This is a genomic window from Neomicrococcus aestuarii, assembly GCF_014201135.1.
Lineage (GTDB): Bacteria > Actinomycetota > Actinomycetes > Actinomycetales > Micrococcaceae > Neomicrococcus > Neomicrococcus aestuarii.
On the sequence record NZ_JACHDR010000001.1, the window covers coordinates 2389297 to 2404095 of the forward strand.

Genomic DNA, 14799 nt, shown 5'->3' on the forward strand with positions numbered 1-14799 from the left:
TTCCCCTTTATCACCGAGCGAAACTACCCGCTCCTCGGCGAGATCAACTCTCGCCCTTCACAAGATTTCTAAGCAAAAGAGAGAGACAGGACCTACATGTCCAACGAACCCTCATTCGGCAAGATGCGCATTGGCCTCGCTACCGCGGAGAACATCCGCGAGTGGAGCTACGGCGAGGTTAAGAAGCCGGAAACCATCAACTACCGCACGCTCAAGCCCGAGAAGGACGGCTTGTTCTGCGAAAAGATCTTCGGCCCGTCACGTGACTGGGAATGCTACTGCGGTAAGTACAAGCGTGTCCGCTTCAAGGGCATCATTTGTGAGCGCTGTGGCGTTGAAGTTACCCGCGCCAAGGTTCGCCGTGAGCGCATGGGCCACATCGAGCTCGCCGCTCCTGTAACCCACATCTGGTACTTCAAGGGTGTCCCATCCCGTTTGGGCTACTTGCTTGACTTGGCTCCGAAGGACCTCGAAAAGGTCATCTACTTCGCTGCCTACATGATCACCTCTGTTGACGAAGAGCGTCGTCACGCGGAATTGCCTAACCTTCAGGCTCAGCACGACATCGACAAGAAGCGCTTGCAGGATCAGCGCGACGCCGACATCGCCGCTGTTGCGAAGGATCTTGAGACCGAGCTTGCCGCTTTGGAAGCTGAGGGCGCTAAGAGCCCAGCTACCAAGAAGGCTCGCGATATGGCCGACAAGACCATGGCGCAGATCCGTAAGCGCGCCGACGCTGAGATCGAACGCATGGACCAGGTCTGGGACCGCTTCAAGAACCTCAAGGTCGCTGACCTTGAAGGTGACGAAGGCCTGTACCGCGCCCTGCGCGAAAAGTACGGACTGTACTTCGAAGGCTCCATGGGTGCCGAAGCTATCAAGAAGCGTCTTGAGAACTTCGACATGGCCGCTGAATCTGAGCTGCTGCACGACATCATCCAGAACGGCAAGGGCCAGCGCAAGACCCGCGCCCTCAAGCGCCTCAAGGTTGTCAACGCGTTCTTGTCCACGGACAACTCGCCACTTGGCATGGTCCTTGACGCCGTTCCAGTGATCCCACCGGAGCTTCGCCCGATGGTTCAGCTCGACGGTGGCCGTTTCGCAACGTCCGACCTCAACGACCTGTACCGCCGTGTGATCAACCGCAACAACCGCCTCAAGCGTTTGTTGGACTTGGGTGCACCGGAAATCATCGTGAACAACGAAAAGCGCATGCTTCAAGAAGCTGTGGACTCGTTGTTCGACAACGGCCGTCGTGGACGTCCGGTGACCGGACCGGGCAACCGTCCGCTCAAGTCGCTCTCTGACATGCTCAAGGGTAAGCAGGGTCGTTTCCGCCAGAACCTCTTGGGTAAGCGCGTTGACTACTCCGGCCGTTCCGTGATCGTTGTTGGTCCGCAGCTGAAGTTGCACCAGTGTGGTCTGCCTAAGCAGATGGCGCTTGAGCTCTTCAAGCCGTTCGTGATGAAGCGCTTGGTTGACCTCAACCACGCACAGAACATCAAGAGCGCTAAGCGCATGGTGGAGCGTTACAACCCACACGTGTGGGACGTTCTCGAAGAGATCATCACCGAGCACCCAGTGCTGCTGAACCGTGCACCTACCCTTCACCGCTTGGGCATCCAGGCGTTCGAGCCACAGCTCGTTGAAGGTAAGGCACTTCAGCTTCACCCGCTCGTGTGTGCAGCCTTCAACGCTGACTTCGACGGTGACCAGATGGCAGTTCACTTGCCGCTGTCCCCAGAAGCTCAGGCTGAAGCTCGCATCCTGATGCTCTCGAGCCACAACATCCTGAAGCCGTCCGATGGCCGTCCAGTTGCTTTGCCTTCCCAGGACATGATCATTGGTCTGCACCACTTGACCACCAAGCGTCCAGGTGAAAAGGGTGAGGGACGTTCGTTCTCGACCCCAGCAGAAGCCGTCATGGCGTTGGATAAGCGCGATTTGCACTTGAACGCAATCGTGAACATCCGCGTACCAAACTTCGTGCCATCTTCCGAGATGCCTGCACCTGAAGGTTGGGTTGAGGGTGAGCCAGCACTGATTACGACGTCGCTGGGTCAGGTTCTGTTCAACGACACACTTCCCGAGGACTACCCATGGGTTGAAGGCGTTGCGGGCAAGGACAAGCTGTCCGAGATTGTTAACGACTTGGCTGAGCGTTACCCGAAGGTTCAGGTGGCATTGACCCTTGATCACCTCAAGGATGCTGGCTTCCGTTGGGCTACTCGCTCCGGTGTGACGGTTGCTATCTCTGACATCACCTCCAACATGGACAAGGCAGCCATCCTTGCTCCATACGAAGAGCGTGCTCTCAAGGTTCAGCAGAACTACGATTCCGGTTTGATCGCTGATGACGAGCGTCGTCAGGAGCTCATCGAGATCTGGAACAAGGCAACTGACGAAGTTGCTGAGGCCATGAAGAACGGCATGGAGAAGCTCAACACCATTAACCGTATGGTGACCTCCAAGGCTCGTGGTAACTGGCTGCAATTGCGTCAGATCGCCGGTATCCGTGGCCTCGTGTCCAACCCGAAGGGCGAAATTATCCCTCGCCCGATTAAGTCTTCTTACCGTGAAGGCTTGTCCGTTCTTGAGTACTTCATCGCTACCCACGGTGCCCGTAAGGGTCTTGCTGATACCGCGTTGAAGACCGCTAACTCGGGTTACTTGACGCGTCGTCTCGTGGACGTTTCGCAGGACGTTATTGTTCGCGAAGCTGACTGTGGCACCGAGCGTGGCTTGACCGTCACGATCGCGCGTCCAAACGAGACCACGGGCGAGTTGGTTCTTGATGAGACCGTAGAGAACTCTGCATACGCACGTACCCTGGCTGTTGACGTCGTTGACGCCAACGGTGAAATCCTCGGCAGCGCCGGCGATGACGTGGGAGACGTTGCAATCAACAAGTTCTTTGAGGCTGGCGTTACCACCGTCAAGGTTCGCTCCGTACTCACGTGTGAGTCCAAGGTTGGAACCTGTGCAGCTTGCTACGGCCGCTCCTTGGCAACGGGTAAGACCGTTGACATCGGCGAGGCTGTTGGCATTATTGCCGCACAGTCCATTGGTGAGCCGGGTACCCAGCTGACCATGCGTACCTTCCACACCGGTGGTGTTGCTTCCGCAGAAGACATCACCCAGGGTCTGCCTCGTATTCAGGAACTCTTCGAAGCGCGTACCCCTAAGGGTGTCGCTCCGATTTCCGAGGTTGCAGGTCGCGTCAACATCGAAGACACGGATCGCCAGCTTCGCTTGGTGATCACGCCTGATGATGGCACCGAAGAGATTGCTTACCCGGTCTTGCGTCGTGCACGTCTCTTGGTCAAGGATGGCGAGTCCGTCACCGTTGGCCAGCAGCTTGTTGCCGGTGCTATTGACCCGAAGCAGGTTCTTCGTGTTCTTGGCCCTCGTGAAGCCCAGAAGTTCTTGGTTCGCGAAGTTCAGAACGTGTACCAGTCCCAGGGTGTGGGCATCCACGATAAGCACGTGGAAGTCATCGTTCGCCAGATGCTTCGCCGCATCACCGTGATCGAGTCCGGCGACACCAACTTGCTCCCGGGCGAGTTGACCGACCGTGCTCGCTTCACCGATGAGAACCGTGCGGCCGTACAGCAGGGCTTGACTCCTGCATCCGGCCGTGACGAACTCATGGGTATCACGAAGGCATCGTTGGCTACGGAATCGTGGCTCTCGGCCGCATCCTTCCAAGAAACCACCCGCGTCTTGACGCAGGCGGCAATGGAAGCCAAGGAAGATACCTTGCTTGGTCTGAAGGAGAACGTCATCATCGGTAAGCTCATCCCAGCCGGCACCGGCTTGGATCGCTACACCCAGGTTGACGTGGAGCCGACCGAAGAAGCACGTGCAAACGTCTTCACCGGTCCAAGCGCCTTCTCCGGATTCGACTACGAGGGACTGGACACCGCACAGGGTGCACCGGACTACCTCGCCATGTCGATGGACGACTACAACTTCGGTGGCGACTTCCGCTAAGGAATAGCTCACGAAACGCAGGGCCCGTACTCTTCGGAGTGCGGGCCCTGCGCCGTTAACAGCTGTGTGAGAGCCTAACGGCTGTGTGAGAGTGGCTCGTGCAGCCCAGTAGAATCCCTCAGAGGTGAAGAAACAACTGGGTGTATTCTCATTTAGTTGTTTACGCGAAAAACGCTAGTCAGAAGCATTTCTTTCTATACTCCCGCAGAACTGCAGGGGAGTGCCTGAGGTGAGCTGCGTCGTCGTACTGGAAGAAGGCGAACCACTGAACCGCAGCCCGCGGCCCTAGTTATAGGCAATGGCGGGCGAATCTCATCCCAAAAGCCGAACGGTGTCAAGCACCAATTCGGAGGAGAGGCCCATGGCGTGCTAGGCTAGATCCAATTGTTTTTATGTGGCAAAGGGACACGGTCCGGGTTGCGGGTAGGTTGCGCAACGAATGCCACATTTTTGCACGCCTACGGTCTTTCCGCAGATCGTGCTGGAAACGACCATCAAATGCGAGTTCGCAACCGCGCTCAGGCGGACAACTTGCATGGAATTAATATCAACTGGAGGACACAACAGTGCCTACTATTCAGCAGCTGGTCCGTAAGGGCCGCTCGCCGAAGGTCAATAAGACCAAGGCTCCAGCCCTGAAGGGCAACCCGATGCGTCGTGGCGTATGCACCCGTGTGTACACCACGACCCCAAAGAAGCCAAACTCTGCTCTCCGTAAGGTTGCACGTGTGCGCCTCGCCGGCGGCATCGAAGTAACCGCTTACATCCCGGGCGTTGGACACAACTTGCAGGAGCACTCCATTGTGCTCGTTCGCGGCGGCCGTGTGAAGGACCTTCCTGGCGTTCGCTACAAGATCGTTCGCGGCGCACTTGACACCCAGGGCGTTAAGAACCGCCAGCAGGCTCGCTCCCGCTACGGCGCTAAGAAGGAGAAGAAGTAATGCCACGTAAGGGTCCAGCGCCTAAGCGCCCCATCGTGAACGATCCGGTATACGGATCCGCTCTCGTTACGCAGCTCATCAACAAGGTTCTCTTGGACGGTAAGAAGTCCACCGCAGAGCGCATCGTTTACGGTGCCCTCGAAGGTGCACAGGCTAAGACCGGCCAGGATCCAGTAGCAACCCTCAAGAAGGCTATGGACAACATCCGTCCAGCCCTCGAGGTTCGCTCCCGCCGCGTTGGTGGCGCAACTTACCAGGTTCCGGTCGACGTTAAGCCAGGCCGTGCAACTGCTCTCGCCCTCCGCTGGCTCGTTGGATACTCCAAGGCTCGCCGCGAGAAGACGATGATCGAGCGCCTCCAGAACGAAATCCTGGATGCCTCCAACGGTCTCGGTGCCGCTGTGAAGCGCCGCGAAGATACGCACAAGATGGCTGAGTCCAACAAGGCCTTCGCACACTACCGCTGGTAATAACGGATCGGTTGTCGTTGCAGGAGCGATAAAGTTTTATCGACTGCAACGACAGCCATCACACCTATCAAGGGAGACACCGTGGCACAGGACGTGCTCACTGACCTCAAAAAGGTTCGTAACATCGGCATCATGGCCCACATCGATGCTGGCAAGACCACTACCACCGAGCGCATCCTGTTCTACACGGGTGTAAACCACAAGCTCGGCGAGACCCACGACGGCGCCTCGACGACCGACTGGATGGAGCAGGAAAAGGAACGCGGTATCACCATTACCTCGGCTGCCGTTACCTGCTTCTGGAACCAGAACCAGATCAACATCATCGACACCCCGGGCCACGTTGACTTCACGGTGGAAGTTGAGCGCTCACTTCGCGTGCTCGACGGCGCCGTTGCAGTCTTCGACGGCAAGGAAGGCGTGGAGCCACAGTCTGAGACCGTGTGGCGTCAGGCTGACAAGTACAACGTTCCACGTATTTGCTTCGTGAACAAGATGGACAAGCTCGGTGCGGACTTCTACTTCACCGTTGACACCATCATCAAGCGCCTTGGCGCTACCCCGTTGGTTATGCAGCTTCCAATTGGTGCAGAGAACGACTTCGTTGGCGTTGTTGACCTCTTGACCATGAAGGCTTTCGTATGGCCAGGCGACGCCAAGGGTGACGTAACCATGGGCGCCAACTACGAAATCCAGGAGATCCCGGCGGATCTTCAGGAGCGCGCTGAGGAATACCGTGCCAAGCTCGTTGAGCAGGTTTCGGAATCCACCGATGAGCTCATGGAGAAGTTCCTTGAGGGTGAAGAGCTGACGATCGATGAGATCAAGGCCGGCATCCGCAAGATGGTCATCAACTCTGAGGCTTACCCAGTGTTCTGTGGTTCTGCCTTCAAGAACCGCGGCGTGCAGCCAATGCTCGACGCTGTGATTGACTTCCTTCCTTCGCCACTCGACGTGCCAGCTATGATCGGTCACTTGCCGAACGACGAAGAAGCAGAAGCTACTCGCGAGCCTTCCGCTGATGAGCCATTCTCCGCACTTGCGTTCAAGATTGCAGCTCACCCATTCTTCGGTCAGCTCACCTTCGTGCGCGTTTACTCGGGTAAGGCAACCGGCGGTATGCAGGTTCTGAACTCGACCAAGGGCAAGAAGGAGCGCATCGGAAAGCTCTTCCAGATGCACGCCAACAAGGAAATGCCAGTGGACGAAGTGACCGCAGGTCACATCTACGCTGTCATTGGCCTCAAGGACACCACCACCGGTGACACCTTGTGCGCAGTTGACGCTCCGATCGTTCTTGAATCCATGTCCTTCCCTGAACCAGTGATCTTCGTGGCCATCGAGCCTAAGACCAAGGGTGACCAGGAAAAGCTGTCCACCGCTATCCAGAAGCTCTCCGCTGAGGACCCAACCTTTACGGTTTCCCTCAACGAAGAAACTGGCCAGACGGAAATCGGCGGCATGGGCGAGCTCCACCTCGACATCCTCGTTGACCGTATGCGTCGCGAATTCAAGGTGGAAGCTAACGTTGGTAAGCCACAGGTTGCTTACCGCGAGACCATCAAGAAGAAGGTCGAGAAGGTCGACTACACCCACAAGAAGCAAACGGGTGGATCCGGCCAGTTCGCAAAGGTTCAGGTTACTTTCGAGCCTTTGGACACCGCAGACGGAACGTTCTACGAGTTCGTCAATGGTGTGACCGGTGGACGTATTCCTCGCGAATACATCCCATCTGTGGACGCTGGTATCCAGGACGCCATGCAGTTCGGCATCTTGGCCGGCTACCCAATGGTGGGCGTGAAGGCTACCTTGATCGACGGCGCTTACCACGATGTTGACTCGTCTGAAATGGCGTTCAAGCTCGCAGGTTCGCAGGTCTTCAAGGAAGGCGCACGTCGCGCTAACCCGATTCTTCTTGAGCCGGTTATGAACGTCGAAGTCCGTACTCCTGAGGAGTACATGGGCGACGTAATTGGTGACTTGAACTCCCGCCGTGGTTCCATCCAGTCGATGGAAGACGCTGCAGGCGTGAAGGTTGTCAAGGCGTTTGTGCCATTGTCCGAGATGTTCGGATACATTGGTGACTTGCGTTCCAAGACTCAGGGCCGCGCTGTGTACTCCATGGAGTTCAGCAGCTACGCCGAGGTCCCGAAGGCTGTTGCCGACGAGATCATCCAGAAGTCCCGCGGCGAATAGTCGGGGGAACAGTGCATTGGTTGCGGTGCCGGAAACGTTGCCGCAACCAATGCGCCCAGGCCGTCTAGCTTAAGCGCAGAGCACAACTGAGTGGATCAGTAGGTGCGATGTGTAAGACTGGCGGTTAGGGAGAGTTCCCAGTGCTTGACTATCAAGCTCCGGGGGACCAGTAATTTCATCAACCAGCAAAGACCACAGTAGACTTATACGAGTTTCGACCGCGATCAGCGGCGAATGTAAGTCTTCTGAAATCAAAGTTCTAGGAGGAACCTGTGGCGAAGGCAAAGTTCGAGCGCAGCAAGCCACACGTCAACATTGGCACCATCGGTCACGTTGACCATGGAAAGACCACGTTGACGGCTGCCATTTCCAAGGTGCTTGCAGACAAGTACCCTGACCTTAATGAGCAGCGCGACTTCGGCTCCATCGACTCGGCTCCGGAAGAGCGCCAGCGCGGTATTACGATCAACATTTCTCACGTTGAGTACCAGACCGAGAAGCGTCACTACGCACACGTTGACGCCCCGGGCCACGCTGACTACATCAAGAACATGATCACCGGTGCTGCTCAGATGGACGGCGCAATCCTCGTGGTTGCCGCTACTGACGGCCCAATGGCACAGACCCGCGAGCACGTTCTTCTTGCTCGTCAGGTTGGCGTTCCTTACCTTCTTGTTGCCCTTAACAAGGCTGACATGGTTGAGGATGAGGAACTTCTTGACCTCGTCGAGATGGAAGTTCGTGAACTTCTTTCTTCCCAGGAATTCGATGGCGACAACGCTCCTGTGATCCGCGTTTCGGGCCTTAAGGCTCTCGAAGGCGATCCACAGTGGGTCAAGTCTGTTGAAGACCTGATGGAAGCTGTTGACGAGTCCATCCCGGATCCAGTGCGTGACCGCGACAAGCCGTTCCTCATGCCTATTGAGGACGTCTTCACCATCACCGGCCGCGGTACCGTTGTTACGGGCCGTGCTGAGCGTGGCACCTTGCCAATCAACTCTGAAGTTGAGATTGTTGGCATCCGCCCAGTTCAGAAGACCACCGTTACCGGTATCGAAATGTTCCACAAGCAGCTCGACGAAGCTTGGGCTGGCGAGAACTGTGGCCTTCTTCTTCGCGGTATCAAGCGCGAAGACGTAGAGCGTGGACAGGTTGTTGTGAAGCCGGGTTCCATTACCCCTCACACCAACTTCGAGGCTAACGTCTACATCCTTTCCAAGGATGAAGGCGGACGTCACAACCCGTTCTACTCGAACTACCGTCCGCAGTTCTACTTCCGTACCACGGACGTCACCGGCGTTATCACCCTCCCAGAGGGAACCGAAATGGTTATGCCTGGCGACAACACCGAAATGTCGGTTGAGCTTATCCAGCCAATCGCTATGGAAGAGGGCCTCGGCTTCGCTATCCGCGAAGGCGGCCGCACCGTTGGTTCGGGACGCGTCACCAAGATCACCAAGTAATTTGGTTGATCTAGTGGTTCGTTTCTAACGAATTCTAGGAACTGGGCTCCACTGCTTCGGCGGTGGGGCCCAGTTCTTTTTGTATGCCCACTCTCCAGGCGCGTTCACTTGAGAACCATATGCCGGCCGGGTTGAGTGCACCGCGAGATACCAACTGACCGGGCGCAGCGTCGTCGTACTGGTTTAGGGCCGCAACTCTCGCTACGGATCCAGACCACCCCAGGAGAAGTGAGGCCATTTCTCTGCAACCCGCCTGCTATGCGCGGTCATTCTGCGACAGAAATTTCGCGGAATTTTGTAGCAAAGTGGCCGCGCATGGGGGAGGGGATCATGAACAGGACGGAAGTACGACGACGCAGCTCACTTAGGTGCGCAACCTCACGTTGCGTAGGATGAGGGTATGGAGTGGATTATTGCCCTCGTCATTATTGTCCTCGTGGTTCTGGGCGCGCTGTGGGTGCGCCGGAACTTCTCGCCCGAGATTGAGCGATACAAGAAGATTCGCCGCTCGGAAGAGATCGATCGTAAGTAGCGGGGGAGCTGCAGCCGGCGTCGTCGTCGCGCTGAACCTATTTGGGGTCTAGAGCCTCCGCGCACCGCATCCAAGCGGGCCAGCAGCGGCCCGGTTTGCCGTAGGGTGCCTTTGTCTGACACAATAGACAAGTTGTTCAAGCGCTTTCTCATGCTCTTCCGCCACTTCTGTTCAGTAATGTTCACGAAGTTGCCTTCGAGAGACTCGACTGAGACAACGTCCCTCTCGGGATAATGCCCGGGGTAGGGGTCGTTGACCGACCGAATCAGAGAAGCCCAAACATAACCCACCCAAGAATTTAGGTGTTTTCGTATCGTCAAGATCGCGACACGCCCGAGTTCGGGGGTCGGAGCCTCGACGGGGTGAGGAACCCGGATTTCATCCGGATTCAGTCCGTTGGAGGCGTGCCGGTCCACACGTATGGACCCGTTCGGCACATTGACCGAAACAGTTATTTACTGCAGAAAGAGGCTAAGAGCCATGGCGGGACAGAAAATCCGCATCCGGCTGAAGTCGTATGACCACGAGGTCATTGACGTTTCAGCACGGAAGATCGTTGAGACGGTGACGCGCGCAGGCGCTACCGTGGTTGGCCCAGTGCCGCTGCCTACGGAAAAGAACGTTTATTGCGTTATCCGTTCGCCGCACAAGTACAAGGACAGCCGCGAGCACTTCGAAATGCGCACCCACAAGCGGTTGATCGACATCATTGACCCGACGCCAAAGGCCGTCGATTCGCTTATGCGTCTTGACTTGCCAGCTGACGTCAACATCGAAATCAAGCTTTAGAGGGAGGTGCTGAGAGAACTATGACCACTGTTCGTAATGTCAAAGGATTGTTGGGCACGAAGCTCGGCATGACCCAGGTGTGGGACGAGAACAACAAGCTCATCCCCGTCACGGTTGTACAGGCTGACGCCAACGTCGTCACTCAGTTGCGTAACGCAGACCGCGATGGATACACCGCAGTCCAGATCGGCTACGGCCAGATCGATCCGCGCAAGGTAACCAAGCCACTCGCCGGCCACTTTGAGGCCGCAGGCGTTACCCCACGCCGCCACGTTGTGGAACTTCGCACCGAAGATGCTGAATCCTACGCACTTGGCCAGGAACTCACCGTTGAGCTTTTCGAAGCTGGACAAAAGGTTGACGTTGTTGGCAAGTCCAAGGGTAAGGGCTTCGCAGGTGTTATGAAGCGCCACGGCTTCTCCGGTGTTGGAGCATCCCACGGTGCCCACAAGAACCACCGTAAGCCCGGTTCGATCGGTGGAGCTTCCACCCCGTCCCGCGTTTTCAAGGGTGTTCGCATGGCTGGCCGTATGGGTGCTGAACGCCACACCACGCTCAACCTCACGCTTCACGGTGTTGACGTTGAGAAGAACCTTCTGTTGATCAAGGGCGCTGTTCCAGGCGCTCGCGGCCAGGTCGTTCTCGTCCGTAGCGCCGTGAAGGGAGCATAAGTAAATGGCTCAGGCACTTAATGTCGATCTCCCAGCAGAGATCTTCGACGTTCAAGCGAACGTTCCGCTCATGCACCAGGTTGTCGTTGCACAGCTCGCAGCAGCTCGTCAGGGTACCCACAAGGTAAAGTCCCGCGGCGAAGTTTCTGGCGCTGGACGCAAGCCGTTCAAGCAGAAGGGTACCGGCCGCGCTCGTCAGGGCTCGATCCGTGCTCCTCACATGACCGGCGGTGGCATCGTCCACGGTCCAACGCCTCGCGATTACTCGCAGCGCACCCCTAAGAAGATGAAGGCCGCTGCACTTCGCGGCGCACTTTCTGATCGCGCTCGTAACAACCGCATCCACGTAATCGAGTCTTTGGTTTCTGGCACCAAGCCATCCACCAAGGAAGCTTTGGCTACGTTGCGCGGCTTGTCTGATCGCAAGAATTTGCTCGTTGTCATCGACCGCAACAACGACGTGACGGCTTTGTCCGTGCGCAACCTCCAGGAAGTCCACGCCATCTACGTTGACCAGCTCAACACCTACGATGTCTTGGTTTCTGACGATGTTGTCTTCACGAAGGCTGCTTTCGAGGCACTCGTCAACAAGGAGGACGCCAAGTGAGCCACCTCATTGGCAAGGCACCGCACGACGTAATCATTCGTCCGGTCGTTTCCGAGAAGAGCTACGTACTCAATGACGAAGGTCGTTACACCTTCATCGTTGACCCACGCTCGAACAAGACGGAAATCAAGCAAGCGATTGAAGCTATCTTCAACGTGAAGGTTGATTCCGTTAACACCATCAACCGTGCCGGGAAGCGTAAGCGCACCCGCCTCGGGTGGGGATCGCGCAACAAGACGAAGCGCGCGATCGTCACCTTGAAGGAAGGCACTATCGACATCTTCGGCGGTCCGCTTTCCTAAGCGGAGACCACTTTAACGAGGAAATAAATTATGGGAATCCGTAAGTTCAAGCCGACTACCCCGGGCCTTCGTGGCTCCTCGGTAGCCGACTTTGCAGAAATCACGCGATCGACTCCGGAAAAGTCGTTGCTCCGCCCGCTCCACAAGACTGGCGGCCGTAACAACTCCGGTAAGATCACCACGCGCCACAAGGGTGGTGGACACAAGCGTCAGTACCGTCTGATCGACTTCCGCCGCCACGACAAGGACGGCGTGCCAGCAACCGTTGCTCACATTGAGTACGATCCAAACCGCACGGCACGTATCGCTCTCCTTCACTATGCAGATGGCACGAAGCGCTACATCATCGCTCCGGAAAAGCTGCAGCAGGGTGACAAGGTTGAGGCCGGTCCAAACGCTGACATCAAGCCAGGCAACAACTTGCCACTTCGCAACATCCCAGTGGGTACTGTTATCCACGCAGTGGAGCTCCGCCCAGGTGGCGGCGCGAAGATGGCTCGCTCTGCCGGCGCATCCATTCAGTTGGTTGCTCGTGAAGGCCGCTTCGCTCAGTTGCGTTTGCCTTCCGGCGAAATCCGCAACGTTGACGTCCGCTGCCGCGCGACGATCGGCGAGGTCGGCAACGCCGAGCAGTCGAACATCAACTGGGGTAAGGCTGGCCGTATGCGCTGGAAGGGCGTTCGCCCAACCGTCCGCGGTGTTGCCATGAACCCGGTCGATCACCCACATGGTGGTGGTGAAGGTAAGACCTCCGGTGGTCGTCACCCGGTCAACCCGAACGGTAAGCCGGAAGGCCGCACCCGTCGTCCGAATAAGGAAAGCGACAAGCTCATTGTTCGTCGCCGTCGTACTGGCAATAACAAGCGATAGGAGCCTGGAGACATGCCACGTAGCCTGAAGAAGGGCCCCTTCGTCGATCAGCACCTTTATGTAAAGGTCGCAGATCAGAACGAAAAGGGCACCAAGAACGTCATCAAGACCTGGTCCCGCCGTTCGATGATCGTCCCCGACATGCTCGGACACACGATTGCCGTACACGACGGACGCAAGCACATCCCTGTTTTCGTTACCGAAGCCATGGTTGGACACAAGCTCGGCGAGTTCGCTCCTACGCGTACTTTCCGCAGCCACGTGAAGGACGACAAGAAGGGCAAGCGTCGCTAAATCCCTCTCACGAGGATTTTTAGCCATGCTCGCACTTCTTCCGATTTTTGAAAGAAGAGGAAAGCAATGGAAGCCAAGGCAATTGCGCGCCACATCCGCGTAACGCCCATGAAGGCCCGGCGCGTCGTCAACCTGGTTCGTGGTAAGCAAGCGAATGAGGCATTGGCGATCCTGAAGTTTGCCCAGCAGGGCGCTTCGGAGCCTGTGTACAAGGTGTTGGCCTCAGCTGTGGCCAACGCTCGCGTCGCCGCAGACCGCGACGGCGTAGCCTTCAACGAAGACGAACTCTTTGTCACCGAAGCATTCGTTGACGAAGGACCAACCATGAAGCGGTTCCAGCCGCGTGCCCAAGGCCGCGCTTACCGTATCAACAAGCGCACCAGCCACATCACCGTGGTCGTAGCTACCCCTGAGAAGGGTGGGGAGAAGTAAATGGGTCAGAAGGTTAATCCCAATGGATTCCGTCTTGGCATCACGACGGATCACGTTGCTCACTGGTACGCAGACGGTAACAAGCCAGGTCAGCGTTACAAGGACTATGTTCGCGAGGACATCAAGATCCGCGAACTCATGACCACGGGCATGGAACGAGCAGGCATCGCCAAGGTTGAGATCGAGCGTACGCGTGACCGCGTTCGTGTTGACATCCACACCGCTCGTCCAGGCATCGTAATCGGCCGTCGTGGCGCTGAAGCTGACCGCATCCGTGGTGAGCTTGAGAAGCTCACGAGCAAGCAGGTTCAGCTGAACATCCTCGAGGTCAAGAACCCTGAGATCGAAGCTCAGCTTGTTGCTCAGGGCATCGCCGAGCAGCTTGCTTCCCGCGTGGCTTTCCGCCGTGCGATGAAGAAGGCTATGCAGTCGGCTATGCGCGCTGGTGCCAAGGGCATCCGTGTGCAGTGCTCGGGCCGCCTCGGTGGCGCTGAAATGTCCCGCAAGGAGTTCTACCGTGAAGGCCGCGTGCCGCTTCACACCCTCCGTGCGAACATCGACTACGGCAAGTTCGAAGCTAAGACCACCTTCGGCCGCATTGGCGTGAAGGTTTGGGTCTACAAGGGCGACTTGACCTCGAAGGAACTCGCAGCTCAGGCTGCAGCAGCTCCAGCTCGAGGCCGTAGCGACCGTCCGGGACGCCCTGCTTCTGGCGAGCGTCGCCGTCGTAATGACCGCAATGCTGCACCTGCCGCTGAGGCTCAGGCACCAGCAGTAGAGACCGCAGCACCAGCTGCATCTGAAGGAGGAGAAGCCTAAATGCTTATTCCCCGTCGTGTGAAGCACCGTAAGCAGCACCACCCGGGTCGTTCCGGCGCTGCTAAGGGCGGCACCACTGTTTCGTTCGGTGAGTACGGTATCCAGGCTTTGACGCCTGCATACGTTACGAACCGCCAGATCGAAGCAGCTCGTATCGCCATGACCCGTCACATCAAGCGTGGCGGTAAGGTCTGGATCAACATTTATCCAGACCGCCCATTGACCAAGAAGCCTGCTGAAACCCGTATGGGTTCCGGTAAGGGTTCCCCGGAGTGGTGGGTTGCTAACGTCAAGCCAGGACGCGTTCTTTTCGAACTGTCCGGTGTCAGTGATGAAGTTGCTCGTGAAGCACTCCGTCTTGCGATCCACAAGCTTCCGCTTAAGGCTCGCATCATTCGTCGTGAGGGTGGTGAATAATCC

Annotated in this window: 15 protein-coding genes; all 15 read left to right on the forward strand. The window is 57.1% G+C overall.

Going from position 1 to position 14799, the window contains the following annotated elements:
* Positions 1-96 precede the first annotated feature (96 nt).
* The 15 genes from HD598_RS10980 to rplP all read left to right on the forward strand — a co-directional run bounded on the left by HD598_RS10980 (position 97) and on the right by rplP (position 14796).
* Complete coding sequence (locus HD598_RS10980) at positions 97-3993, forward strand: DNA-directed RNA polymerase subunit beta' (protein ID WP_183665893.1); 3897 nt, start codon at positions 97-99, stop codon at positions 3991-3993.
* A 566-nt stretch (positions 3994-4559) separates the two neighbouring features.
* Positions 4560-4934, forward strand: a complete 375-nt coding sequence (gene rpsL, locus HD598_RS10985) for a 30S ribosomal protein S12 (RefSeq protein ID WP_071894958.1) — start codon at positions 4560-4562, stop codon at positions 4932-4934.
* A complete protein-coding gene (gene rpsG / locus HD598_RS10990) occupies positions 4934-5404 on the forward strand; it encodes a 30S ribosomal protein S7 (protein ID WP_071894959.1) in 471 nt (156 codons plus the stop codon). Before rpsL ends, rpsG begins: the two co-directional genes overlap by 1 nt.
* An 81-nt stretch (positions 5405-5485) precedes the next feature.
* Positions 5486-7600 carry an elongation factor G gene (fusA, locus tag HD598_RS10995; RefSeq protein WP_071894960.1) on the forward strand — a complete coding sequence of 705 codons (2115 nt, stop codon included), beginning with the start codon at positions 5486-5488 and terminating at the stop codon, positions 7598-7600.
* A gap of 272 nt (positions 7601-7872) precedes the next feature.
* Positions 7873-9063, forward strand: a complete 1191-nt coding sequence (tuf, locus tag HD598_RS11000; RefSeq protein ID WP_071894961.1) for an elongation factor Tu — start codon at positions 7873-7875, stop codon at positions 9061-9063.
* A gap of 400 nt (positions 9064-9463) precedes the next feature.
* The gene (locus tag HD598_RS13610; RefSeq protein WP_260170549.1) at positions 9464-9595 is read left to right on the forward strand and encodes a hypothetical protein; all 132 of its coding nucleotides are present in this window, start codon (positions 9464-9466) and stop codon (positions 9593-9595) included.
* 480 nt (positions 9596-10075) lie between these two features.
* The gene (gene rpsJ / locus HD598_RS11005) at positions 10076-10384 is read left to right on the forward strand and encodes a 30S ribosomal protein S10 (protein WP_003803825.1); all 309 of its coding nucleotides are present in this window, start codon (positions 10076-10078) and stop codon (positions 10382-10384) included.
* Between the two features lie 20 nt (positions 10385-10404).
* Entirely contained in the window at positions 10405-11055 is a 651-nt protein-coding gene (gene rplC, locus HD598_RS11010; RefSeq protein WP_071894962.1) for a 50S ribosomal protein L3, read from the forward strand.
* A 4-nt stretch (positions 11056-11059) separates the two neighbouring features.
* A complete protein-coding gene (gene rplD, locus HD598_RS11015; protein WP_071894963.1) occupies positions 11060-11662 on the forward strand; it encodes a 50S ribosomal protein L4 in 603 nt (200 codons plus the stop codon).
* Complete coding sequence (gene rplW / locus HD598_RS11020; protein WP_183665895.1) at positions 11659-11964, forward strand: 50S ribosomal protein L23; 306 nt, start codon at positions 11659-11661, stop codon at positions 11962-11964. The genes rplD and rplW overlap by 4 nt, the downstream gene beginning before the upstream one ends.
* A gap of 30 nt (positions 11965-11994) precedes the next feature.
* Positions 11995-12834: a 50S ribosomal protein L2 gene (rplB, locus tag HD598_RS11025; RefSeq protein WP_071894965.1), complete on the forward strand. Its 840-nt coding sequence runs from the start codon at positions 11995-11997 to the stop codon at positions 12832-12834.
* 12 nt (positions 12835-12846) lie between these two features.
* Positions 12847-13128, forward strand: a complete 282-nt coding sequence (gene rpsS / locus HD598_RS11030) for a 30S ribosomal protein S19 (protein ID WP_071894966.1) — start codon at positions 12847-12849, stop codon at positions 13126-13128.
* A 66-nt stretch (positions 13129-13194) separates the two neighbouring features.
* Positions 13195-13560, forward strand: coding sequence for a 50S ribosomal protein L22 (gene rplV, locus HD598_RS11035; RefSeq protein WP_071894967.1), 366 nt, complete (start codon positions 13195-13197; stop codon positions 13558-13560).
* Complete coding sequence (rpsC, locus tag HD598_RS11040; protein ID WP_183665897.1) at positions 13561-14379, forward strand: 30S ribosomal protein S3; 819 nt, start codon at positions 13561-13563, stop codon at positions 14377-14379.
* Positions 14380-14796 (forward strand): 50S ribosomal protein L16, encoded by a 417-nt coding sequence (rplP, locus tag HD598_RS11045; protein WP_071894969.1) that lies wholly within the window; start codon positions 14380-14382, stop codon positions 14794-14796.
* The last annotated feature ends 3 nt before the right edge of the window (positions 14797-14799 follow it).

Bases quoted from the DNA above. Each gene is read 5' to 3' on its own strand.
- HD598_RS13610 (WP_260170549.1), top strand. From the start codon at position 9,464: ATGGAGTGGATTATTGCCCTCGTCATTATTGTCCTCGTGGTTCTGGGC.
- rpsS (WP_071894966.1), top strand. From the start codon at position 12,847: ATGCCACGTAGCCTGAAGAAGGGCCCCTTCGTCGATCAGCACCTTTAT.
- rplP (WP_071894969.1), top strand. From the start codon at position 14,380: ATGCTTATTCCCCGTCGTGTGAAGCACCGTAAGCAGCACCACCCGGGT.
- rplV (WP_071894967.1), top strand. From the start codon at position 13,195: ATGGAAGCCAAGGCAATTGCGCGCCACATCCGCGTAACGCCCATGAAG.
- rplD (WP_071894963.1), top strand. From the start codon at position 11,060: ATGGCTCAGGCACTTAATGTCGATCTCCCAGCAGAGATCTTCGACGTT.
- HD598_RS10980 (WP_183665893.1), top strand. From the start codon at position 97: ATGTCCAACGAACCCTCATTCGGCAAGATGCGCATTGGCCTCGCTACC.
- rplB (WP_071894965.1), top strand. From the start codon at position 11,995: ATGGGAATCCGTAAGTTCAAGCCGACTACCCCGGGCCTTCGTGGCTCC.
- rplC (WP_071894962.1), top strand. From the start codon at position 10,405: ATGACCACTGTTCGTAATGTCAAAGGATTGTTGGGCACGAAGCTCGGC.
- rpsC (WP_183665897.1), top strand. From the start codon at position 13,561: ATGGGTCAGAAGGTTAATCCCAATGGATTCCGTCTTGGCATCACGACG.
- rpsJ (WP_003803825.1), top strand. From the start codon at position 10,076: ATGGCGGGACAGAAAATCCGCATCCGGCTGAAGTCGTATGACCACGAG.
- rpsG (WP_071894959.1), top strand. From the start codon at position 4,934: ATGCCACGTAAGGGTCCAGCGCCTAAGCGCCCCATCGTGAACGATCCG.